The following is a 22,868-nucleotide window of genomic DNA, read 5'->3' as shown; positions in this document are numbered from 1 at the left end:
ATTCCGATTAAAGTGTTGACTGTTGATGATTCACAGTTAACAGTCAACAATCAACAGTCAACAGTCTTCTATGCAATATTTTTTACTTGGAAATCCCTAATTCTGAACTTGAGGTTAGCGTACCCGACTTAGTGGGACTAAGGCAAAGGTTTCCAGTAAATCGGCTACAGCACAGCTTATTTCACAAACAATATATTCTTTGAAATAAATTAAAGCTAATGACTGAAGCGCTCCAAATCGGTAATCGTAAAATCACAGCTAGCGAACTGATTTCTTTACTAGCTAGTTACCAAATGCTGCCACAATTACAGCGGGAATTGATTGTGGATGAAGCAATTGACCAAAGCTCGCGCTCTACCGATGTGGCAATAGAACTGACAGCTGAAGAAGTAGCCCAAGCTAAACAGCAATTTTACGCTGAGAAACAGTTGAAAAATGAGGAAGATATCCAAGCTTGGATGGCACGTCAGGGTCTAAGTTACCAACAACTAGAAGCGATTACCACCAGAAAGCTGAAAATTGAAAAATTTAAGCAAGCCACTTGGGGTAATAAGCTAGAAGCTTACTTTTTTCAGTCCAAGTCAAAACTCGACAGAGTAATTTATTCCCTACTGCGAACCCAGGATGTGGGAATTGCTCAAGAACTTTATTTTCGCATTCAAGCAAAAGAAAACTCTTTTGCTGACTTAGCACGGGAGTATTCACTGGGGCCAGAAGCCCAAACTGGTGGTTTAGTAGGCCCAGTAGAATTAAATGCGCTACATCCGGTGATGGTGCAAATGCTCTCCAGCAGTCAACCAGGTCAAATATTACCTCCTACCCGCATTGCTGAATGGTTTGTAATTTTGCGGCTAGAAAAATTTATTCCCGCACAATTGGATGAAAGTATGAAAGCCCGCCTGCTGAATGAACTGTTTGAAGCTTGGTTACAAGAACAGCAAAAACAAATGATGTCTGCACGACTAGAACAGGCTGCAACAGAAACACACTCAGAGGTTGAAAATCATTAATCGACCATTACATTAGGGTATGGCGCTACTTTTACCTTTTTTGAGGTATTAATACAGGTAGTTGTCGCACACCTGCTACAGACTTGGCGTGTTGTCCAACGGTCAAAACATTGAATTGATTGGTTATCATTTCTAAACTTTTATTCACCACTGCCAGTTTTTTGTAGGTGGGGACATCCATACCAGGAAAAAATGATAACTCTGGCACATCTTCTTGACTTAAAAAGTCTGTGGGATGGAGTAATAACGATGGTTGGGTGCGTGTAAGTTTACACAGCCACAAAGCAATTCTCAAATAAAATAATGCCAAACCGCTAGAAAATCGAGTCAAATACATGATGTAGCTAAAGTGAATTGGCACTTTAAAAATTGGCATGGTGGTGACAGGAATTTCAGTCAGTCTATCCTTACCCATGTGCCATTGGTAGGGATTTAGAGGTTGCAAACCATCTTTGAAACTACCAAACAAAGCTTCGCGTTTTTTGCGTTCTTCCTTGCTTAGTTTACAAGTCATCAAATAATAAGCTCGTGCTACTGGCCCCAAAATTGTGGGAAAAGTTGAAGCATCATATTCATAACCGCGTCGTGCTAAAACTTTTAATACTGCTGGGGAAAAGCTGTATCCAGGCCCCCGGAAACCTACGGGGTGTTGATAAGTGACGCGCTTGATATGTTCTTCGGCCTGCGCTACTTCTTCTTCTATTTCATTTTCGGAATACAGGTGTAGCCAGGGGTCGTGGTAGAATGAATGGTTGCCGATTTCGTGACCTGCGTTAGCGATCGCCTGTATTGCCTGACGATTTTTTTCTAGGGCTGCATCTTGGCCAACAATAAATACTGTGATTTTTAAATTCCATTGCTCAAGTATTTCTAAAAAACGCGGTACTGCAATATCCAAATAAGAAGGAAAACTCTCCCAACCCGGAGCGCCTTGATTTTTTAGATAAGACCAAATATTATCTAGATCCAAAGAAAGACTAGCTATTGGTTTCTTTGCTTTATTTTTGGTTTTCATTATTAGTTCAATTATTTGACTACTTCAAAATAAAGATTGACTTTAAAATCAGCGTTTTTTAATTGCTGGTGATTAATATATCATAAATAAAAGGTATTTAAACGTATATAAGTAAGTTTTAGCGATCGCTAGTATTTATAATCAGATTTCCATAACTGAGTTTCAGGGAATTACTATTGTTCGTTGACTGTTAACAGTTAACCGTCAACGGTCAACAATCAACAAACTGAATATAAGTGCTAGCGTAACTCTTCTTTCGTCTCTTCTTCTTCCATCGCTTCACTTTTATCTTGTAATGGCTTCACTACTTTGGCAATGGCTTCCTGAATAAAAGCTTTAATAAATTCATCTCTGCGATTCATTTGAAACTGTCGCTGTACAACTTCTGTCATTCCCCCATCGCCCCAATCTTGGTCGTGACGAAAATATTCAATAAAGCTTTTACCAGCAATTCGCGTTAAATAAGCGGCGGTCACACCTTGAATTGCTCTGCCGATAATAAAGGTAGCAACATTAAGTTGCAATGCTGTGGATAATAATTGAATTGCTCCTTTAACAATGCCTAAACTAGCAATGGTTTTTGCTAAAGAAAGGGCTAATTCTCGTCCCCGTTCCATATTCAATTCACAGCCATATACTCGACCAATTTCTACCACCATTTGAGCGTTGACGGCGGCGGTTGCTAATAAATCTACCACTGGTACAGGGGTCACCGACACAACACCAGCACCAATCCATTGAAAGCGTTCTACGATTTTGTCAGCTTGGCGGCGGCGTTGACCATCGATGAGTTTTCGCGCCTCGTCACCCAAGCGCAGAGATTGTAAAAGGATGTTATCGGCGACTAAATCTTCACCTTCAGCGCGTAAAATAGCAGCCATGCGTCGCAACAAAGGAACAATATCTGATTCTGGCTGGAAGGTTTCGCCGGTTTCTAGTTGTGCAGTTTGGGGATTAGCAGCGATCGCCACTACATCATTAGTAGCAATAAATCCCCGCACCCGCTGGCGTAACCTAGCGAGGATGGCTTCTTTGTCTTCATCTGTGTATAAATCGGTTTTGTTGAGAACTAAAAGCGATCGCTTACCAATTTCCGCTAATCCCCGTAGAGGCTCATATTCTGAGCGTCGTAAATCATTATCCACCACAAACAATAATAAATCTGCTGCCGTGGCTAGTTCCCGCGCCATTTGTTCTCGTTCCGTCCCCGCTACACCGGCTTCTAAAATTCCCGGTGTATCGGTGATTAAAATTTTCCGTTCTAATCCCTTCAATCGCAAACAATAAGTTTCGCCTACTTGGGTTGTACCCATCGGTGCATCTACTTGACCCACCATGCGTCCCATGATGGCATTTACCAGGGAAGTTTTACCAGCACTACCAGTACCAAACACCACCACTTGAATTTCACCCCGTGCGAGGTTGGCTTCAATTTCCCGCGATCGACTTAACAAAGCTTGACGTGCGACTTCATCTTGAATTTGCGCTACCTGTTGGCGCACAGCTTGGAGAGTTGTAGAAGCTGCATCAGATTTACCAGCTGGGATTTGCGCTGGAGTCACACGGGAACGACTGCGGCGCGATCGCTTTTCCCCGGCTTGAAGCACTAGGACATAATAAACAAAAGCCGCAACCAACCCTCCAATCAGCACAATCAGCAGCAATAACAGCAAATTGCCTAACAACGGCGAATAGGACAATTGCCAATAAAGCCGCGATAGCGAATCAATTAGCCATAAAGCTAGCCCCAAAATGACGATTAGACCGATAATCAGCGTTACGATACGTGACAGAGGCATGGCTGGCACAAATTAGTTGATATGAAGTAGGCACATGCTTTCGATCTTAATAGTTTCAGTATTTTTTATCAGATTCACAAGGAAATTAAAAAGTAAAAGGGACTGTTGACTGATGACTGGGGATTAAAAAAATAATTAATCGCTGTGTAGGGAAGGAAAGCAAGGTGGAGAAAGACAACTATCATCTAAATAAATTGGTCAATTCTACTTTCAGTATTTTTTACCAGGGTAAAAAAAAGCAACTTTTGGTAAACTAATAGCGCATTTTGTATCAAATTTCCTTTTACTTACCGCATTTCTCCAGAGTTCCCTTCCCAAAAGCTGACGCTGGTAATTTCTGTGTTTATATTCCTACTCCCGACTCTCTAGCTAATTCAACAGCGAGTTATATCATGACTGCCATACCTAAATTAAGATACTCTAACTGGGTTAAACAAGTATTCCACCAGCGGAGTATTCGGCAAAAAATTTTTTTTGGGTACGGACTAGCTTTGGGAATTGCAGTTTTGGGGACGATAGCAGGGTTGGTAATTGGCGATCGCTATTTACAACAAGCTAGACAAAAAATGCTGTTGGCAGATGAAGAGAAAAACTTATTAAGTAGTTTCCAAGGAGAATTGTTAGAAATACAGATTCACCAGCAAGAAATAGTCCCTTTTTTACAGCAGCCACAAGCTTTGCAAAGAAGCATATCTCATTTCAAAAGAGATTTAGCTGAAGCTGAAACATTACTTTCTCAGATGGAGGAATTTAGTCAAAGTCATGTCCAAGAAGATTTGCAATCACTACTGCTCAAGCATGACGACTCAATAACCGTATATTTTGAGGAACTCAGGTCGCTAATTAGACAAATTTTGCCATTAAGTTCCCAGCCACAGGGAGCATTAAAAGCCCAGCAATTAATCTCAAAATTCAGTCAAAGTCAGGATGCTTTGAAGTTTTATCAATTTGGACATGATTTAACTGAGTTTGCCATCACAGTTCAAGAAACTCAACAAGAAGCTGATATAGCTCAAAAAAAAGCTGCCTCAATACAAACTCAGATTATTCTTGCTAGTATACTGCTGTCAGTGGCGATGGCAACTATCCTGGCTTTCTACACAAGTAGTATCATCGCCCGTCCGATTAACGCGGTTACAGATATTGCCCAAAGAGTTACCAAAGAAGCTAATTTTGATTTGCAAGCGCCTATCACTACAGATGATGAAGTTGGTGCATTAGCCAACTCTCTCAATCAGTTAATTCAACAAGTAAAGCAGCTTTTAGCAGAACAACAAGCCGAAAATCAAGCACGATTAATTCAAAGTGAAAAAATGTCCAGTTTAGGACGGATGTTAGCTGGGGTAGCTCACGAAATTAATAATCCCATAAATTTCATTTCTGGCAATCTCGTACATGCAAAAACTTATACTGACGATTTATTAACAATACTGCAAACATATCAAGCCGAAGTAGTTCAGCCTTCACCTGCTTTGCAAACTTTAGCAGAAGAAATTGATTTAGAGTTTCTATTAGAAGACTTACCAAAACTTTTTAACTCCATAAAAGTTGGTGCTGAGCGTACGCGAGAAATTGTCCGTAGTTTAAAAGATTTTTCTCGCTTAGATGAAGGGGAAGCACAGTTACTAGACTTACACGCTTGTCTAGATAATACATTATTAATTTTGAACAATCGCCTGAAAAATGGTATTAACCTGCTTCGCAATTATGGAGAAATTCCTACAATTCCAGGTTATACAGGTTTACTTTATCAGGTATTTATGAATCTTTTAAGCAATGCCATAGATGCTGTAGAAGAAAAAGCAGCCCAGAATCCAGAATTTGTAGCTGAAATTACTATTATCACAGAACTGTGTCAGAATAATTGGGTCATCGTGCGAATTGCAGACAATGGTTCTGGGATTTCACCAGAAAATTTACACAAAATATTTGAAACCTTTTTCACCACTAAACCACGAGGAATTGGTACTGGTTTGGGGCTAGCGATCGCATATCAGATTGTGGTAGAAAAACATCAAGGGAAAATTAGCTGCGAGTCTGAGTTAGACAGAGGTACAGAATTTGCAATTACTCTGCCTCTTTCTCGCACCTAAATAAAGATATGCTATTGTTGATTGTTGACTCTTCACAGTCAACATTTATTTTTTTAAATTCCCTAAAGGTGTACAAAGCTTCACAAAAATCAATATTTTTCTGTCTTGGGGTACTTTCATGTGAAAGTAAATTTATTCATAATAATCAACAACATATAGAGACATAGCACTGCTACGTCTCTATATCTACATGTGTAGTCAGAATCTTTTGCAGTCAGGAAAAAACAAATTTATGGGACTTTTCGAGCAAATTCTTGGTGCTGTTGCTAATCCTAATCAACAAGGCAACTTAGGTCAATTAGGAAGTATTGTTAACATTGTAAATCAACTGAGCGATCGCACTGGCACAAACCCTTCTACCATCCAATCCGTTTTGTCAATTGTCGGTAGTCAAGTTCGTTCGGCTTTACAACACAAGCAAGCCACAGATGGTAATGAAGCCGCACAAACTCTAGTTAATCAATATGCTGGTACTTCTGCCAATCCCCAAGCAGTGGATTCGTTATTTTCTGCTGGTATACAACAGCAAGTGGCTGAAATTGCTGCCCAGCGCACGGGGTTAGATGCTAGTGTAGTTCGACAATTGTTGCCTTTGGCAGTACCTTTAGTCCTGAATTTTCTCCAGTCAGGCGCTAATGCTCAAAATCCTCAAACTGGAGGTAATCCCGTACTCAATTCTTTCTTAGATGCTGATGGCGATGGTGATGTTGATATTGCCGATGCTTTACAAATGGCCAGTCGTTACATCAAATAAATATTCATCCAAATTTACTACAGACAAGGGTTAATCGCGTCTCGAACCACTTCTTCATTCTCCAGGTTGTGGGAAGTTACAGCTACATATTTTCACTCCCACAACAACTCCCTGCTCATCAGATATTGGCAAATAGGCCTTGCTAGATTCTGAGCTTGGACATAGGCTGAGAACAAGGGGAATTTGCAAATAGAAATCACACATTCTATGGCTAAATTTTTTGAATCTATCACTGAAGAACTACAAAGCTTCATTAGCGCCCAACATATGTTTTTTGTTGGCTCTGCACCGTTAAGTCCTACAGGTCATATTAACCTGTCTCCGAAAGGTTTGGATTGCTTTCGCATCCTTTCTCCCAAGCGAGTAGCTTACATAGATCTGACAGGCAGTAGTAACGAAACTTCGGCGCATTTACAAGAAAATGGGCGCATTACTTTCATGTTTTGCGCTTTTGAAGAACCTGCTTGTATTTTGCGTCTTTACGGTCAAGGAAATACAATTTTACCGACTTTTCCAGAGTGGAATTCATTGTATTGTCTATTTCCAGAAATACCTGGAACTCGTCAAATTATCGTCGCCGATATCCAAAAAATACAAACCTCTTGTGGTTTTGGCGTGCCACTGTATGACTATCGAGGCCAGCGCGAAACTCTAGTAAACTGGGCTAGTAAAAAAGGCGAACAGGGAGTTAGAGAATATCAACAACAGAAAAATCTCGTTAGTCTTGATGGTTTATCCGCTCCACTAAGTAAATTATTTTAATGTTGACAAAAGCAGCTTGTTAGGCAGGATTTAGAACAGGTTAACTAAGATAATATTATTTACTTTGTCAGCACTAATACCATTTTGAATTTTGGATTGTGATAAATTTACAGGGCAAGCTTATGGGATTGCAATCATTATTCAAATTGGTATTATGTGGTTGCTTTGATGGTAAATAAAATGAAGTTTGACGATTTGACAGTATAAAATAATGGTGAATTATTCGATTTCTCCACTCACAGCAAAAGATGAGCCTTTTTTGTGGGAAATGCTATACGAAGCAGCACATTTGAGAAAGGAAGGTAATTTGACAGTGGAGGATGCCATGAATCATCCTGATTTGGCAAAATATGTCAAAAATTGGGGAGACAAAGATGATAGTGGCTTTGTTGCTATTTTAGAAAGTACGAATCAGCCAGTGGGAGCAGCATGGCTGCGTTTATTGATTGGTGAAAATCAAGGATATGGTTATATTAGCGATCGCATTCCCGAATTAGCAATAGCAATTGTCCCTGAATATCGCAATCAAGGCATAGGAACACAGTTACTCAAGCATGTATTAGCAGCAGCCAAAACATCCTATGAGTCAATATCCCTCAGCATTAGAGCCACAAATCCCGCCTTGGCTTTATATCAAAGATTAGGTTTTGAAATCGTCCCCGGTAGCGAGACAATTAACCGAGTTGGTGAAATTTCTTTGAAGATGAAAGTTGATTTATAGCAATCCCAGAAGATTGTTAACTTTTGACCGTTGACGGTTGACACTCAGCAGTCAACGACGAAAAGCGGAATAATTTATTTTTTGGAGTTCCCTAATTTGTGAAATCATACCAATTTGAAAAATGATTGCAACAGATGTATAGCCAAAAGCGATTACTACTAACTGTTTCACAATCCAAAATCTAAAATCTAAAATCCAAAATGGTATCAGCTAATGCGCGCTAAAAAAGCCAGGACTTACGCAACGCCGATATTATCATTGCTTGCGATTGTAACAAAGTTTAGGGAAACAATTCCAGCCTTAGGGGAATTACTTCTCTATCGCTCGTAATCAGGGAGTTACGTTGTTTTTGATTATGACTGTTAACCGTTAACTGTCAACGGTTAACACTCAACAATCTAAGTGCAACGCCAAATATAGAACAGCTTAACGCGACAGTTTGAGTTTATTAGCTTGATATTTGCAAATCCATCAGGCAAATAACAACAGAAAATTTCGATACAATATAAAACCTCACTATTTTATAAAGAAATAAAAATTAATTTTGTTAACATTTTATTACCATAATATTTGGTATTTTACCCAATTAGTTGGTATTATCTTCAGTACATTGCATAGATACACTGAATCGATTTAGAAAAATGCAAATTTCACAAGAGGTTTGCGGCTAATTTTGGCTATTGATTCATTGCATACAGCTTGTTTGAGTTCAGATCTGAAAATTCTGAATTCTAACGGAATTTTTTCAATATCCCATAGAAAACGGAGAAATGTTTTATGCGTTTTAGCCGCAAAATACCCATTGCATCTTTAATACTATCAACACTGGTTTTGTGGCAGCCTACTTTAGCTGACTCAAACAATAATCTTCCCCGACTTCGAGAACAAAAAATAGCAACTATTTGGAACAAAAATAAGTGTTCTGGAGGTATTTCACAAAATTTTCGATTGGATGGAGAAGTCAATAATCCAACTACCTATCACTTGTACAATCTGAAAAATTTACGAAATACTTTAAAAAATCAAAATCCAGGATTAGTTACTGAAATTACTGTCAGCTTTCAAACCGGTTCAGGGCCAAGAACAGAAACATACTACGGAGTTCCCCTCTGGGAATTAATTAATAATCCCAAAGCCGGAGGTGGTCTCAAACCTGGAAATTCTGGATTGAATCCGAAAAACTCTTTTCTGCGACAATATGTTTTAGTTGAAGCCACAGATTGTTATGGTGCAGTGGTGGCTATTGGAGAAATTCAACCCAACTTTGAAGGAAAAACAGTACTACTTGCCTTTGCCAAAAAAGATAGTAATGGGAAAGTAGTATATCTAGCAGATGAAGGATTTGCTCGTTTAGTTGTTCCAGGTGACAAAGCTGGAGGTCGTTACGTTAGTAATGTGAGAAATATTATTGTACTATCTGCTCCTCCTTCTCCTTTGAAACAAAAATAAGTTGTTCCATATTTAACTTGCATATTGACTGGATTAGACTGTTGACCGTTGACCGTTGACAGTCAACAACCATGCTAGTGGTCTGCCAACCCAAAAATGTTAGGTGGAGGTTGGTTAAAGGTTAAAGGGTCAGGGATAAAAAACCTTTTCCCTTTCCCCTTTACCCCACCAAGTTGCTTTGGCGAACTACTAGTGTAGTTATGCTTTTTTAGCGCGCATTAGCTTGTCTAGGTCGATATTTATTGCCAGACATAGATGAGAATAAACAAAACAATCCAGATAACATCGACGAAGTGCCAAAACAATGAAGTTGCATTCACCCCAAAGTGACCTGTGTCGTAGTTACCAGGGATAAAAGAACGCACTAAAATAATCAACTGCAACAAAATACCAGTGAAAACGTGCAAACCGTGGAAGCCTGTAAGCAAATAGAACGTGCCACCAAATACCCCTGAGGTGAAGCCAAAGTCGAGGCCATTCCATTCAATGGCTTGCCCAATTAAAAAGTAAGTTCCCATCGCCATTGTTGCCACAAGAAACAGGCGAAATTTTACTAAGTCATGGCGTTGAAGGGCGCGTTCTGCTAAGTAAATTACAAAGCTACTGGCAACTAGAACTATTGTGTTAATTGCAGGTTCTTTTACTTCTAATCCAGAAACACCAGCAGGTAGCCAGTTGGGAGTTGTTGTTTTGTAGATGATATATCCTGCAAAAAAACTTAAGAAAATTACGCTTTCAGAGAGTAGGAAGACAATGAAGCCAAACATTTTGTTGCCTTCTTCATCGTGGCTATGTTCTACTTCTGTGTGGTGTAATTCGTGGGAATTGAGATAGCTGTCCATTGGTGAAGTTGGCTTTTGAAGGTGAGTTTGAAATGCTCTAGGTAGCAAAGGAAAGCGCAGAGGTACGCAAAGGGTTTCTGCGCTTTCCCGATGGGTTATTCTGGGAGGTTGGCTGTTAAGGGTTCAGATTTGCCGTAGCCGTAGGGTTCACTGACGATGATGGGAATTTCTTCAAAGTTTTCCACGGAGGGTGGTGAAGAAACTAACCACTCTAGTCCAATTGCTCGCCAGGGGTTATCGGGTGCTTTCTCGCCTTGCATCCAAGAAATCACCATGTTGAAAATGAAGGGTAAGGTGGATACTCCTAATAGAAATCCGCCGATGCTAGCAATGAGATTCCAGGAAGTATATTCTGGGGCGTAGGAAGCGACTCGGCGTAACATTCCTTGTAATCCTAAGGGATGCATGGGCAAAAAGTTGAGGTTGGTGCCGATGAAGGTTAACCAAAAGTGGATTTTGCCCCAGCCTTCGTGGTACATCCGACCGGTCATTTTGGGGAACCAGTGATAAATGGCAGCATACAAGCCCATTGTCACAGTGCCGTAGAGGACGTAGTGGAAGTGTCCGACTACGAAGTAGGTATTGTTAACGTGGACATCCACTGGCACAGAGGAAAGCATAATCCCTGTGATGCCGGCGAAGACAAACATTACTAGTCCACCAAGGGCAAATAGCATTGGTGTAGTTAACCGCAATTTCCCGCCCCAAATGGTTGCCACCCAAGCAAAGACTTTAATTCCTGTGGGGACTGATACAAACATGGTTGTCAGCATAAAAATTAAGCGCATCCAACCAGGCGTACCGCTGACATACATATGGTGAAACTCAGTAATAGTATGATGAGTTAATACACTATTGTGTTACCTGAGAGACATTGCTCATTGTGAACAATGTGCTTTTTGAACGCTAAGAATAAGCAAAATTTAAGAAAATGTCAACAAATGAATTATTCGCAGATTTTGAACCTCCAGCTACAACCGATGGAAGTTATATGGGTATTGCATATCAAAAGCGAGCGATCGCTAGTTATTTAAATGATAAATTTGACGATGAGTTTCAAAAAGCTAAAGCTCGACTCAAGTCGGCTAAAGTCAAGGTAGGCTTATGTTGTGATAAAGGAAGCATCCAGCTACAGGCGACTTTACCAATCAAGCCAGGTGATAGCGATACTAAAAGTACGGGAACTAAACAATACAAAATATCTTTAGGTATTCCCGCTAATTTAGATGGACTTAAAACTGCCGAAGAAGAAGCTTATGAACTTGGTAAATTAATAGCTCGTAAACAGTTTGTATGGACAGATAAATATTTAGGCAAACAAGCCTCGATTTCCAAACAAATTTTAACAATCAAAACAGCTTTAGAAAGTTTTGAGCAAGAGTATTTTAAGACGAGAAAGAAAACTATAAAAAGCGAACATACATATCATCAGTATGAGTCAAGAATTAAGCAACATATTAGTTTAGATTGCCCGATTACGTCAGATGCTTTAAAGGCAGAAATTTTAAAATGTTCTAGTGAATCGCAAAGATGGCAATTGTTTAAAATTCTCAATGTCTTAGCTCGCTGTTTTCAAATTGACATTGATTTATCAGTATTTAAAAAACAACCATTACCAAAAACTAGAAATATTCCTAGCGATTCAGACATTATTAGATATTTTCATGAATATGAAAAATACGCTTATGCTACACCTAGTAGACGTAGGAGTGGTTTTGAAAATAATTGGCTTTTTTGGAGATGGATGTATGGTATGATCGCAACTTACGGATTAAGACCAAGAGAAATTATTTTAGAACCTGATATAGATTGGTGGTTAAATACAGAGAATAAGGATCGAACTTGGAAAGTTAACGAAAAATGTAAGACTGGAGCTAGGGAAACTTTACCTTTATATCCTGAATGGGTTGATTTATTTGATTTAAAAAATCAACTATGTATAGAAATGTTGGCAGAAAAAATCTCAAAATTTACATCATTTAAAGATTGCAGCTATGTAGTACAACATAATGCCTCATGGTTTGATGACAAAGTGGAAATACCATTTAATCCCTATGATTTACGACACGCTTGGGCCATTCGGGCACATTTAATGGGAATACCAATCAAAGCAGCTGCTGATAATTTAGGGCATTCTGTAGAAATGCATACTAAAGTTTATCAAAAATATTTTGGGCTAGATAATCGGAAAAAAGCCATTAATGAAGCACTTAGTAAAAAATCTGATTTAGAGACACTTAGAGAAGAAAACAAAAGATTGAAATTAGAAATACAATTGCTGCAATTAGAAAATGAAAAATTAAAGCAATTGGTTGATTTAAATATTAAAGTTTAGTAGTTAAATTATCCGAATTTATTTTCAAAATATGAGTTTTTATAGGATGCATTTACTGAAGTCATAATGCACCCTATTCGTTTTATTTAGAGTCTTATAAATTGTGTTGTATTTATAAGCGAAAAATAAGCATTAAAAATTGTTTTTAATATTACAAAACTGCTTCACAAAATATTGACAACGCTGATATATGGCTGTAGATATAAATCGTTAAATAAAGAAAATTAACCCAAATTTAAGTAATTTAATATGACTGCACCTGAAACAACTTATTTATCAACTTTTGAAAGTGCTAACAAGTTTATATGGTGTACCCAAACGATACCGCTAACTACAGCAATCAAAATCGATGAAACTGCAACTACTTTGTAACCAAACAAAGGTTTACGGGCATAAACTGGAAAGATTTCCGAGAAAATTCCGAAGATGGGCAAAATAATCACGTAAACGGCGGGGTGGGAGTAAAACCAGAAGTAATGCTGGAACATGACAGGATTGCCACCTCTTGCAGGGTCGAAAAAGGCGGTGCCTGCGGTGAGGTCGAGTAACAGCATTACTGCCCCGGCTGTCAGTGCTGGTAGTCCAAATAATTGGATGATTTGGGCGCTAAATACTGCCCAGACGAACAAAGGCATCCGGAAGAAGCCCATACCTGGGGCCCGCATCTTAACAATTGTGGTGACAAAGTTCACTGCCCCCATAATTGAAGACACACCTGATACCGCCACCGCCAATAGCCAGAGGACTTGACCGTTGATTAAATTACCTGTGGGATTTTGGAGACTCACAGGAGGATAAGCCCACCAGCCTGCTTGGGCTGGGCCGCCAGGAATAAAGAAACTACTCATCAGCAGAATCCCTACTACCGGCACCATCCAAAAGGCAACGGCGTTGAGGCGGGGAAATGCCATATCTCGCGCCCCAATCATCAAGGGCACTAAATAGTTAGCAAAACCAACCAATGAGGGAAATGTCCACAAAAACAGCATCACCGTGCCGTGCATGGTAAACATGCCATTGTAGACTGTGCGATCGATTAAATCAGATTCGGGTGTCATCAGTTCTCCCCGAATCACCATTGCAAAGATACCGCCGACGAGAAAGAAGATAAATGAGGTAACGAGATACTGAATACCAATAACTTTATGGTCAGTGCTAAAGCTGAAGTATCGCTTCCAGTCGCCTGGAGATTCATGGTGAGAACTTTCACCAACGATACTAATGCCGTCAATAGGAACATTAGTCATGAATTAGTTTCCTGTTAATAAATTTAGGGAGTGGGGAGTGGGGAGGTGGGGAGGTGAGGAGACGGAGAAGGAAGTGTTTGTTTGATTGGTAGCAGCAGGCATACTGGCGGCGCATCACCCACTATGAATGTAATAAACAAGTCAAATCCTCTTCCCTCCTTCCTCCTGACTTGTTTCTTCAGAGGTGGGGTATTTTCAGCCAGGGGAATTGACTAAAGGAGGTGCGGCGGGGGGAACTGTGACCCAACCAGTTTGGACTGATTGATGGGATGTTTGATCGTACTCAGAAGCTGCTTGATTTTTGGCTGGGGATAGCTTTTGGGTTGCGGCTTGGGATAGCCATTGATGGTATTCTTCGGGAGATTCCACAACCACGTTTGCTTGCATGGTTGCAAAATATGTGCCGCTGTATTGGGAATCGGTCAATCGATATTGGCCGGGACGGACGGGAGTAAATTCAAAGTCGATGGCATGGTTGGGAATGATATCCTGCTTGAGGCGAAATGCAGGAATGTAAAAGCCGTGGAGAACATCTTGTGAGTTTAGCGCTAAACGCACGCGGCGATCGCTCGGTAAATGCAATTCAGTACTGGTAACATCTTTTTCTGGGTAATGAAAAACCCAAGCCCATTGTTTGGCTATGACATCAATTTTCTCTACTGGCAAAGAAGGCGCGGAGAGTGTTTGTGATAAATTCTCCGTTTCCCCTTGTCCCCGTGTCCCCGTGTTCTCTTTCCCTGCTGCATAAGCTGATTCCATTCCCAAGGGATTATGCAAGTGGACTAGTTGGGAGGGGCCTTGAATTCCCATTTGTTCGTATACTTGGTAGCTGTAACCCGCAATCCAAAACACCAACAAAATTGGGATTGCTGTCCAGACAACTTCTAAGGTGATATTACCTTCAATTGCGGGGCCGTCAGTAAAGTCATCTTTAACTGCGCGATGGAAGATTACAGAATACATCAAAGTACTCGTTACTCCCAAAAAGATGAAGCTACCAAGGGTGACTAAGAAACTAATCAAATTATCAATTAGTTGAGATTCGGCTGCTGCTTGTGGAGGAAGCCAAGAGTAAGCTTGTTTGCCGATCCACAGACTTGTAGCGGTAACTGCGATCGCGCCTGTAAGCAGCGTCAAAATATTTAAAATCTTCTGGATTTTCATGGTCAATATTGGATGTTGGGCATGGGGCATCGGGCATTGGGCATTAGGCATTGGGCATTGGGCAAATAACTAATGACCAATGACTAATGACCAATGACTAATAACTTATTTGAGTGTTTTGTTCAGGTCTTGGCCTAGTCGTAATAGTCTATCTGCTGTGTTGTGGACGCCAAATTCGGCAGCTAGTTGCGCTCCTAGTGTGCCGTGGAGATACATTACGAACATCACAGCTACGCCTGTGAGCAAATAACTCCATTGCACTTGTCTGTCTGTCTGTCTATATTCTTGTTTGCTCCATACGAAGCGTTGCCATCCTCTCCAGATGGTCATGGCAACAATTACTGCTAGTAAGAACACACCACCCACACCATGCCAAAGCATTGTGTCTATTGCCTGTAATCCCCAGGCACTTTTCACATTAGTTGGTGGTGTTGCTAATAGCATTTCGTAAAAACCTGCTCCCACTGTGAAAAATGTAATGATGCTGGAAGCAAACATGTTGTACCAGCCAACTTCAAAGAAGTTGTCACGTTCGACGGTTATTCCCAAAAATTTGAAGACCCATTTTTGGAAGGGGAAGAAAACACCGACGATATCAAAGGTGATGCCAATGATGAATAAACCCAGTGTTAGATGGACTAAGTTGGGATGAATGGGAATTGTGTAAGGTAGTCCGTTTGCGCCTAGTTGTCCGTTCAATTGGTCAATCAGTTCTGAGTTCATGGCAATAAACCATCCTTTAGCGCTTCCACAACTGGTACTGTATGCAGTCCATACACCCAAACAAGTCGATCTCCCAGATATACCTGCAAGCCAACTATTAAAGTTAAAACTAGTCCGGCTCCCAGATAATAAATCGGCACTTTTTGGGGGTTACGGCTACGAATTACATAGCGCCAAGCTGTAATGGCGGCGATGATTCCCGAAAGCGACCAACCAATTAATGTATGCAAATTCAGCACTGATTTAGCTAAGCTGTAAGGTTGTGCTAAACCAGCTTCAAATTGACCGAAAATAATAGCAACAAAAATGGCAATGGTGGCGACAAACATATTCCACCAACTCACTTCAAACAAGCGAGTTTTACCAGTGAAATAGCCAACTACATCACAAAAAAAGGAAAACAACACCATCGCAATTACGAAGTGGACAACGATGGGATGAATCGTATCTGGATACGGCAAATTATGGTCATTCAAAGATGTAAAATACTCAAGCATTGTGTTCTCCTCGACATATTTACCGCACTTGAGGGTAAGAATTCAGAATTGGCTAAGCCCCGCTCCGCCAAAACAATTCAAAAACAAGCAGTTATCTAAATTCTGAATTCTGAGTTGTGAGTTCTGAATTCTGAATTCTTACTTCATCATTCCCCTTTAAAACATTAAAAAATGTTCGCTGATTTAATTTTTGCGCGGTGGAATATGTTTAGTTAATTCTTAGCTTTTGGCAGTCAGATTTTGTGAATTTGCCTACAGACAATATTTATGCTGAGATTCCTTTACTTCTGCTGAGAGTCTGTAACAGCAATTGTTAATGTACCTAATCCAAGTTGCTGTTGTTTGTTGATTTCCTCAACCTATCTTTTAGCTTAAGTAAATTTTTATGAATTGTCAAAAGAATCAAAAATAAAAACTTCAAATTTCTTTATGTAGCAAGAAAAATAGTTTTTTATGTATCTAAATTAACATAATTAAAACATTATTAAACACAAAAACAATACTTTTATGTAAAGTATTTCACATTTATAAAATTTCTATTTGTAAAGTAAATGACAAAAATATATAATCTTCAGTAGTTGAGGGAGATGGGGAGGTGGGGAGATGGGGAGATGGGGAGACAAGGTAGATGAGGGAGACAAGCAGACAAGGAGAATAATTCTTCTGTTAACAGTCAACAGTCAACAGTCAACAGTCAACACCCTCAATCCCCAACGCCCTGTTTGCCCAATGCCCCATAATCATATTCGGCGGGTATGAGGCCTAAATTAGTGTCATTTAAAATTGTAGTGATTGGTACTTCATTAGGTGGATTATCGGCATTGAAAATCATTCTCCAAAGTTTACCAGGGGATTTTTCAGTACCGATCGCCATTGTTCAACACCGTCATAAAGAGTCTAACAACGCACTCCAGCAACTATTACAAGAATCGATTTCTTTGCCGATTAAAGAAGTAGAAGACAAAGACGAAATATTGCCGAAACATATCTACCTAGCTCCAGCAGATTATCATTTGCTCCTTGAAGAAGGTCACTTTGCTCTTTCCACTGATGAGCCTGTTTCCTATGCCCGACCATCCATTGATGTGTTATTTGAGTCAGCAGCCGATATCTATGGCGAACAAGTTATCGGTATAATATTGACAGGAGCCAACCATGATGGTGTGCAAGGTTTAAAAAAAATACAAGCGCGGGGGGGAATCACTATTGTACAGGAACCCGCCACAGCAGAGAGTAGCATTATGCCAGAGGCAGCAATTTCAGCTGTTGCAGTAAACTGGATTCTGACACTCTCAGACATTGCTGATCGATTGGTCAAGCTTTGTTACTTATCACGGAAATGAACCCATGCAGATGGAACCCAAAGTAAACATCCTCCTGGTAGATGATAAGCTGGAAAATTTACTTGCACTAGAGGCAATCCTAGAAAAACTAGGTGAAAATCTGGTGAGAGCTACTTCTGGGGAAGAAGCTTTAAGGTGTCTGCTGCATCAGGATTTTGCAGTGATTTTGCTGGATGTACAAATGCCAGGGATGGACGGCTTTGAAACAGCTACTTTGATTCGCAATCGGGGGCGATCGCGTCATACACCAATCATCTTTCTCACCGCCTTCAGCACCAGCGACCAAATGCTGTTTAAAGGCTATGCTTTGGGTGCAGTGGATTATTTACTCAAGCCCATCGACCCGAATATTCTTACTTCTAAAGTCACAGTATTCGCAGAATTATTTAAGAAAACAGAAGCCGTCAAGTTACAAGCAGCCCAACTAGTAGCTGTTAATGCCGAACTCAGACAAAGTGAAGAAAGATTTCGTTCCCTGAGTACTTGTTCGCCGGTTGGCATTTTTGAAATTGATACAGAAGGACGCTGTAGATTTACGAATCCACGTTATCAAACAATTTGTGGTGTGAAAGCAGCCCAGAGTGTAGAAAAAAGTTGGCTGGAATCCGTTCATCCTGAAGATAGAGAACGAGCAGTTACTACTTGGTCTGCTTATATTAATGAAGGTCGTGACTACTCCGAAGAATTTCGTTTTCAAACTGCTCATGGCAATGTTCGTTGGGTTCAGGTTCGCTCATCACCGATGCTTTCCGGTCAAGGGGAATTACTGGGGTATGTAGGCACTCTCGAAGATATTACCGAACGCAAGCAAGCAGAAGAAGTCCGCGCTCAAGTAATTCGAGAACAAACAGCAAGACAGGAAGCTGAAGCGGCAAATCGTATGAAAGATGAATTTCTCGCCGTTCTCTCCCACGAACTCCGCACGCCCCTAACCTCGATGCTTGGTTGGTCAAAAATTCTACGTTCTAAAAAACTTGACGAAAAAGCCACTTCCCGCGCCCTAGAGGCCATCGAACGCAACGCCACATCTCAGATGCAACTAATTGAGGATATTTTAGATGTATCAAGAATTATCCGGGGTCAGTTGCGATTAAATGTATGTGCTGTGAATTTGATTACAGTGATGGAAGCAGCTTTAGAAGCAGTGCGTCCTTTAGCAGAGGCCAAAGATATTCAATTAAATACAGTCTTGGATACATCAGTAGGTTCAATGTATGGCGATCCAGCCCGTTTACAGCAAGTTGTGTGGAACCTATTAACCAATGCCATTAAATTTACACAAAAAGGCGGTAGGGTAGAAGTCAAATTATCTACTTATTTTGGATATTCAATTAACGATAGTCCTGATTTAGCCAGTAATAAAACTGCTTTGGCATCCGCATCTCCAGATGAAAATTCTAATTTAAACACTGACGAAAGTAGCGAGCCAAAATCCAAAAACGAAAATCCCAAATTCCAATACGCCGAAATTCAAGTAATCGATACAGGTATTGGCATCACCCCAGAATTTTTACCGAAAGTATTTGAGCGTTTCCGGCAAGCAGACAGCACCACAACACGATCGCATAATGGACTAGGACTAGGACTAGCCATCGTCCGTCACCTAGTAGAACTCCACAAAGGAACCATCTCAGCCGCAAGTCCAGGCACAGAACAGGGAGCAACCTTCACTGTCAGACTACCATTACTACAAGACAATCGGGGTAACAAAGCCACTAAAGAAGCAGGAGAAATATCTTCCCCTGAAGTTTCTACTCCCTTGGCGGGATTAAAGGTTTTAGTTGTAGACGATGAAACAGATACCCGTAACTTTCTCAGCTTTATGTTTGAGGACTATGGCGCAGTAGCCACCGCCGCCTCATCAGTGGATGAAGCCTTAGCAGTACTGGAACAAGCCAAACCAGATATCCTGATTAGCGACATCGGCATGTCAGAACAAGATGGTTATACCCTGATTCGCAAACTGCGTTCTTTAGAACCAGAAAAAGGGGGACGCATTCCCGCCATCGCGTTAACTGCGTATACACGAGACGAAGACCGCTTAAAAGCACTCGCAGCCGGATTTCAACAGCATCTACCGAAGCCAATTGACCCCAGTAAATTAATTGGTGTGGTTGTTAATGTGTTGAAGCTACCCGTGGAGATTCCGGTGAGTTAGTGGGCATGGGGCATGGGGCATGGGGCATGGGGCATAGGGCATGGGGCATGGGAGATGAGGGAGGCAGGGGAGCAGGCGAGAATAATAACTCCCCAGTCAACAGTCAACAGTCAAGGCTTCGACTCCGCTCAGCCTTGACCCGGAGCGAAGTCGTACCACTTCCCTCCGGGACGCTCCGCGTAGCGGCGACCATAGGAGAGGGTCAACACTCAACATACCCAATGCCCAATGCCCAATGCCCAATGCCCAATGCCCAATGCCCAATCAAGTTAGGGCATGTTTTTTAAGATCGTCGAGGGAAACTACTTCTAAGGCTCTAGGATGAGTTGCTGAAAGGATTACTGGGGGAGCAACACCGGCTTCCAGGGCTTCTTGCCAGCGAGAAGCACATAAACACCAGCGATCGCCTGCTTTGAGTCCAGGAAAATTATATTCAGGAGCAGGTGTACTCAGGTCGTTACCGCGAGATTTAGTAAATTCCAGAAATTCTTGTGTGAGTTCGGCACATATAACGTGCGACCCAAAATCTTGACCGCCTGTACGACAAAAGCCGTCACGATAAAACCCAGTCATGGGGGAAGTGCAGCAAACTTCTAATTCTCCACCGATTACGTTTGAATTCATTGCTTGACTTGCAGGAATATTATTTTAATTTTACCCCACCCGCCTAATATCAGATAAATAGTACTCCCCAGTCCTCACTACTTTTGACATTTCAAATTAGATTAAAATTTTGCGTAAAATCTTGCTTATTGTGGAGAAAAATTGATAAATGCATTGTCTCAACTACCTACATTCATAGGTAGTTGAGACAATGAGTGAGCTTGAGTCGCTTTCTGGGTATAAACTGCTCAGAGAGATACACCAAATTTCAGCTAAGTGAGGTACAGACTATTGTAAGGGCGACCCCTAACCGTGTACTTCATTTACCTGAAATATGCTGTATGGAGCATCCTAAAAAGGGTAAAAGAAAAGATGAATACAGAAGAGTTAGTTTATTTACTCAAAAAGTATCAAAATACTTCATCAGAAACTCAGGAACAAACAAATATCAAAACTAAATTTATCGCACAATTATCTTCATGCTATTGGTGGCATTCTCGATATATTATCAATCTTTTTTGTGAAGAGGTTCAGCAAATAAAAAAAGATTTACAAACAGAAATTGAAGAAATATTTCAACTTCATGTGACCCGCAAAAATGACTTAAAAGAATTGGCAGTTTTTTTGCTAAAAGAAGCTACAATTCTACAGAAAAAATATCAAAAAAAGTTAATAACAGATAAATTTATCAATACTTTAGCAATAGAGATTAAAAAAGCTCAACCGAATAGCTTTCAAAGAAAACAAGCCGTGCAATGCCTGATTAAAGCTATGGAAACAAAAAATACATACAAGAAACAAGGACTTGGGTCAAACTTACAATTATCTCCACAAGATTATGAAGATGCTTTTCAGGAAGCTAAAGGAGAGTCTATTCGCTATGTTTTAGATAATATTGATAGATATGATGAAATAAGAGGAGATTTTATGGCTTGGATAAATCACTGGATTCCTATAAAATTTCTAGATGCGGCTGGAAGAATATTAGGAATCAAGAAAAGTCAATCTAAGAAACAAGAAGAAGAAAAAATCAGCATTTCTCCCGCAGACCCTAATTCAATGAAAGAATATCTTTTTGAGAATGCTGAAAAAGAATTTGCTTACTATCAACAATCCGAAGAAATTAAAAATTTGATTAAAGAAGATCCTAATAATAAACTTGGTAAACCAATTAGAAAGGACAGAACTGACATTACATTTAAAGATGTATTAATTGCTATTAATTGGGAAGGAGAAACATTTAAAAATCTCTCAAAAATATGGAACATACCATACACCACAATAAAAAGTTTTTACGAACGAGAATTTCAACAAGTTAAAGCGGATTTAGCAGAATATTTACAATAAAAATTAGGGACTAGAAGTCATGAATACTTGGGAAATAACTGAAAATTTTATCTTCACAGTTCATCTAAAATCGGTTCACCGAGAAATAGCCAAACAGTTGAGCAAAAAAAAATTAACTAAGCTTAAAGCCAAAGAATTCTATTATAATGTTTTGGCTACATGTGCTATCAAGGATTATTTAGAAATTCTGGGATATGAAACTGATTGGAATAACAGCGACTTTAACAATCCTGTAATATCCACTTTTGCTGATGTAGTAGATTTAGAAGTTAAGAATCACGGAAAGTTAGAATGTCGTGCAGTTTTTTTTGATGGCGATATTGATGTTCCAGAGGATGTTTGGTCAAATCGTATTGGTTATGTATTTGCACATATAGATGAATCATTCCAAGAAGCAAAGATTCTTGGTTTTGTATCTTCAGTAGAAGAAACACAAGGAATTGTATCTTTGAATCAATTGCGTTCTTTAGAAGATTTTCCTGAATATCTGAGCCAAAAAGAACAATCTGAAATTGTCAGACAAACTCTTAGCGAATCAATCAAAGAAGGAGTCGTAATAATCAGACATTGGTTTAAAGAAACTAAAGAAAATATTGGACGAGAATGGCAAAATGCGGAAGAGTTGTTGATGAGACAACCACAAAATCTTAGTTATATGACTAGAAATAGTTCTGAAGCTATCAATAAAGCTAAATTGATTGACTTAAAAATGAATTTAGCTAGTCAAGCAGTAATGTTGCTGATGACTGTCACACCACAATCAGAACAAAAGCTAAAAATTCGCGCTCGTTTATGTCCAGTTTCTGGAGAAAAATATTTGCCATCAGGTCTGAAATTAGAGATACTTTCTCAATTAGAAGAAAGTCTAAAAGAAGTCAAATCTGAATTGAGAGATTATTTTATTCAGTTACCAGAATTTACTAGTGAATCAGGAGATAAATTTAAGCTGAGAATAACTCTTGGTGATGCTAACATAACTGAAGAATTTATCGTTTAATTTTTAGAG

General features: G+C 39.9%; 20 protein-coding genes and 2 pseudogenes. 13 read left to right on the top strand and 9 right to left on the bottom strand.

All coding sequences use genetic code 11. The annotated features are described in order from the left end of the window. Positions 1 to 218 precede the first annotated feature (218 nt). The gene (locus VF06_RS22035) at positions 219 to 1,010 is read left to right on the top strand and encodes a peptidylprolyl isomerase (RefSeq protein WP_099068652.1); all 792 of its coding nucleotides are present in this window, start codon (positions 219 to 221) and stop codon (positions 1,008 to 1,010) included. A 31-nt stretch (positions 1,011 to 1,041) separates the two neighbouring features. On the opposite strand, the gene VF06_RS22030 is transcribed toward VF06_RS22035, so the two are convergent. Both VF06_RS22030 and VF06_RS22025 read right to left on the bottom strand, forming a co-directional pair. Next, positions 1,042 to 2,025, bottom strand: coding sequence for a polysaccharide deacetylase family protein (locus tag VF06_RS22030; protein WP_099068653.1), 984 nt, complete (start codon positions 2,023 to 2,025; stop codon positions 1,042 to 1,044). A gap of 239 nt (positions 2,026 to 2,264) precedes the next feature. Beyond that, on the bottom strand, positions 2,265 to 3,824 hold the full coding sequence (locus VF06_RS22025) for a YcjF family protein (protein ID WP_099068654.1): 1,560 nt from the start codon (positions 3,822 to 3,824) through the stop codon (positions 2,265 to 2,267). A 392-nt stretch (positions 3,825 to 4,216) separates the two neighbouring features. Between VF06_RS22025 and VF06_RS22020 the strand changes: the two genes are divergently transcribed. The 5 genes from VF06_RS22020 (at position 4,217) to VF06_RS22000 (ending at position 9,603) form a co-directional block, all read left to right on the top strand. Further along, the gene (locus tag VF06_RS22020) at positions 4,217 to 5,917 is read left to right on the top strand and encodes a sensor histidine kinase (RefSeq protein ID WP_099068655.1); all 1,701 of its coding nucleotides are present in this window, start codon (positions 4,217 to 4,219) and stop codon (positions 5,915 to 5,917) included. 232 nt (positions 5,918 to 6,149) lie between these two features. Beyond that, positions 6,150 to 6,671 carry a DUF937 domain-containing protein gene (locus VF06_RS22015; RefSeq protein WP_099068656.1) on the top strand — a complete coding sequence of 174 codons (522 nt, stop codon included), beginning with the start codon at positions 6,150 to 6,152 and terminating at the stop codon, positions 6,669 to 6,671. Positions 6,672 to 6,878: 207 nt separating this feature from the next. Further along, positions 6,879 to 7,433 carry a pyridoxamine 5'-phosphate oxidase family protein gene (locus tag VF06_RS22010; protein WP_099068657.1) on the top strand — a complete coding sequence of 185 codons (555 nt, stop codon included), beginning with the start codon at positions 6,879 to 6,881 and terminating at the stop codon, positions 7,431 to 7,433. Between the two features lie 211 nt (positions 7,434 to 7,644). Continuing rightward, entirely contained in the window at positions 7,645 to 8,154 is a 510-nt protein-coding gene (locus VF06_RS22005; protein ID WP_099068658.1) for a GNAT family N-acetyltransferase, read from the top strand. 777 nt (positions 8,155 to 8,931) lie between these two features. Then, positions 8,932 to 9,603, top strand: a complete 672-nt coding sequence (locus tag VF06_RS22000) for a molybdopterin-binding protein (RefSeq protein ID WP_099068659.1) — start codon at positions 8,932 to 8,934, stop codon at positions 9,601 to 9,603. 239 nt (positions 9,604 to 9,842) lie between these two features. On the opposite strand, the gene VF06_RS21995 is transcribed toward VF06_RS22000, so the two are convergent. Together VF06_RS21995 and VF06_RS21990 are read right to left on the bottom strand one after the other, a co-directional pair. After that, the gene (locus VF06_RS21995) at positions 9,843 to 10,445 is read right to left on the bottom strand and encodes a cytochrome c oxidase subunit 3 (protein WP_099068660.1); all 603 of its coding nucleotides are present in this window, start codon (positions 10,443 to 10,445) and stop codon (positions 9,843 to 9,845) included. A gap of 95 nt (positions 10,446 to 10,540) precedes the next feature. Next, positions 10,541 to 11,266, bottom strand: a pseudogene (locus VF06_RS21990) (cytochrome c oxidase subunit I); the annotation flags it as partial. A 110-nt stretch (positions 11,267 to 11,376) separates the two neighbouring features. On the opposite strand from VF06_RS21990, the gene VF06_RS21985 reads away from it, so the two are divergent. Beyond that, on the top strand, positions 11,377 to 12,780 hold the full coding sequence (locus tag VF06_RS21985; protein WP_099068661.1) for an integrase: 1,404 nt from the start codon (positions 11,377 to 11,379) through the stop codon (positions 12,778 to 12,780). 302 nt (positions 12,781 to 13,082) lie between these two features. Here the strand turns inward: VF06_RS21985 and VF06_RS21980 are convergent. The 4 genes and pseudogenes from VF06_RS21980 to VF06_RS21965 form a co-directional block, all read right to left on the bottom strand. After that, positions 13,083 to 14,027, bottom strand: a pseudogene (locus VF06_RS21980) (cytochrome c oxidase subunit I); the annotation flags it as partial. Between the two features lie 195 nt (positions 14,028 to 14,222). Further along, positions 14,223 to 15,191, bottom strand: coding sequence for a cytochrome c oxidase subunit II (locus tag VF06_RS21975; protein ID WP_099068722.1), 969 nt, complete (start codon positions 15,189 to 15,191; stop codon positions 14,223 to 14,225). Between the two features lie 105 nt (positions 15,192 to 15,296). After that, positions 15,297 to 15,914, bottom strand: coding sequence for a DUF2231 domain-containing protein (locus tag VF06_RS21970; RefSeq protein ID WP_099068662.1), 618 nt, complete (start codon positions 15,912 to 15,914; stop codon positions 15,297 to 15,299). Continuing rightward, entirely contained in the window at positions 15,911 to 16,411 is a 501-nt protein-coding gene (locus VF06_RS21965) for a DUF2231 domain-containing protein (protein ID WP_096538688.1), read from the bottom strand. Before VF06_RS21965 ends, VF06_RS21970 begins: the two co-directional genes overlap by 4 nt. 603 nt (positions 16,412 to 17,014) lie before the next feature. Between VF06_RS21965 and VF06_RS41080 the strand changes: the two genes are divergently transcribed. From VF06_RS41080 to VF06_RS39405, 4 genes are read left to right on the top strand one after another with little or no spacing between them, the layout of a single operon-like run. Further along, complete coding sequence (locus VF06_RS41080) at positions 17,015 to 17,170, top strand: hypothetical protein (protein WP_180267421.1); 156 nt, start codon at positions 17,015 to 17,017, stop codon at positions 17,168 to 17,170. Positions 17,171 to 17,181: 11 nt separating this feature from the next. Then, positions 17,182 to 17,754: a chemotaxis protein CheB gene (locus VF06_RS21960; RefSeq protein ID WP_099068723.1), complete on the top strand. Its 573-nt coding sequence runs from the start codon at positions 17,182 to 17,184 to the stop codon at positions 17,752 to 17,754. Between the two features lie 4 nt (positions 17,755 to 17,758). Continuing rightward, on the top strand, positions 17,759 to 19,912 hold the full coding sequence (locus VF06_RS21955) for a response regulator (RefSeq protein ID WP_099068663.1): 2,154 nt from the start codon (positions 17,759 to 17,761) through the stop codon (positions 19,910 to 19,912). A 5-nt stretch (positions 19,913 to 19,917) separates the two neighbouring features. Beyond that, positions 19,918 to 20,199 (top strand): hypothetical protein, encoded by a 282-nt coding sequence (locus tag VF06_RS39405; RefSeq protein ID WP_143863071.1) that lies wholly within the window; start codon positions 19,918 to 19,920, stop codon positions 20,197 to 20,199. Here VF06_RS39405 and VF06_RS21950 read toward each other — a convergent pair. Further along, positions 20,177 to 20,536, bottom strand: a complete 360-nt coding sequence (locus VF06_RS21950) for a DUF2237 family protein (RefSeq protein ID WP_099068665.1) — start codon at positions 20,534 to 20,536, stop codon at positions 20,177 to 20,179. The two genes, VF06_RS39405 and VF06_RS21950, sit on opposite strands and share 23 nt — an antisense overlap. Positions 20,537 to 20,887: 351 nt before the next feature. Here VF06_RS21950 and VF06_RS21945 point away from each other — a divergent pair, with 351 nt between their 5' ends. Both VF06_RS21945 and VF06_RS21940 read left to right on the top strand, forming a co-directional pair. Further along, entirely contained in the window at positions 20,888 to 21,862 is a 975-nt protein-coding gene (locus VF06_RS21945) for a hypothetical protein (RefSeq protein WP_099068666.1), read from the top strand. A 19-nt stretch (positions 21,863 to 21,881) separates the two neighbouring features. Beyond that, positions 21,882 to 22,859, top strand: a complete 978-nt coding sequence (locus VF06_RS21940) for a DUF1822 family protein (RefSeq protein WP_099068667.1) — start codon at positions 21,882 to 21,884, stop codon at positions 22,857 to 22,859. Positions 22,860 to 22,868: the final 9 nt, after the last annotated feature.

This window comes from Nostoc linckia z4, assembly GCF_002608075.1.
Taxonomy (GTDB): domain Bacteria; phylum Cyanobacteriota; class Cyanobacteriia; order Cyanobacteriales; family Nostocaceae; genus Nostoc; species Nostoc linckia.
This window is presented reverse-complemented; position numbering and strand designations above follow the sequence as displayed.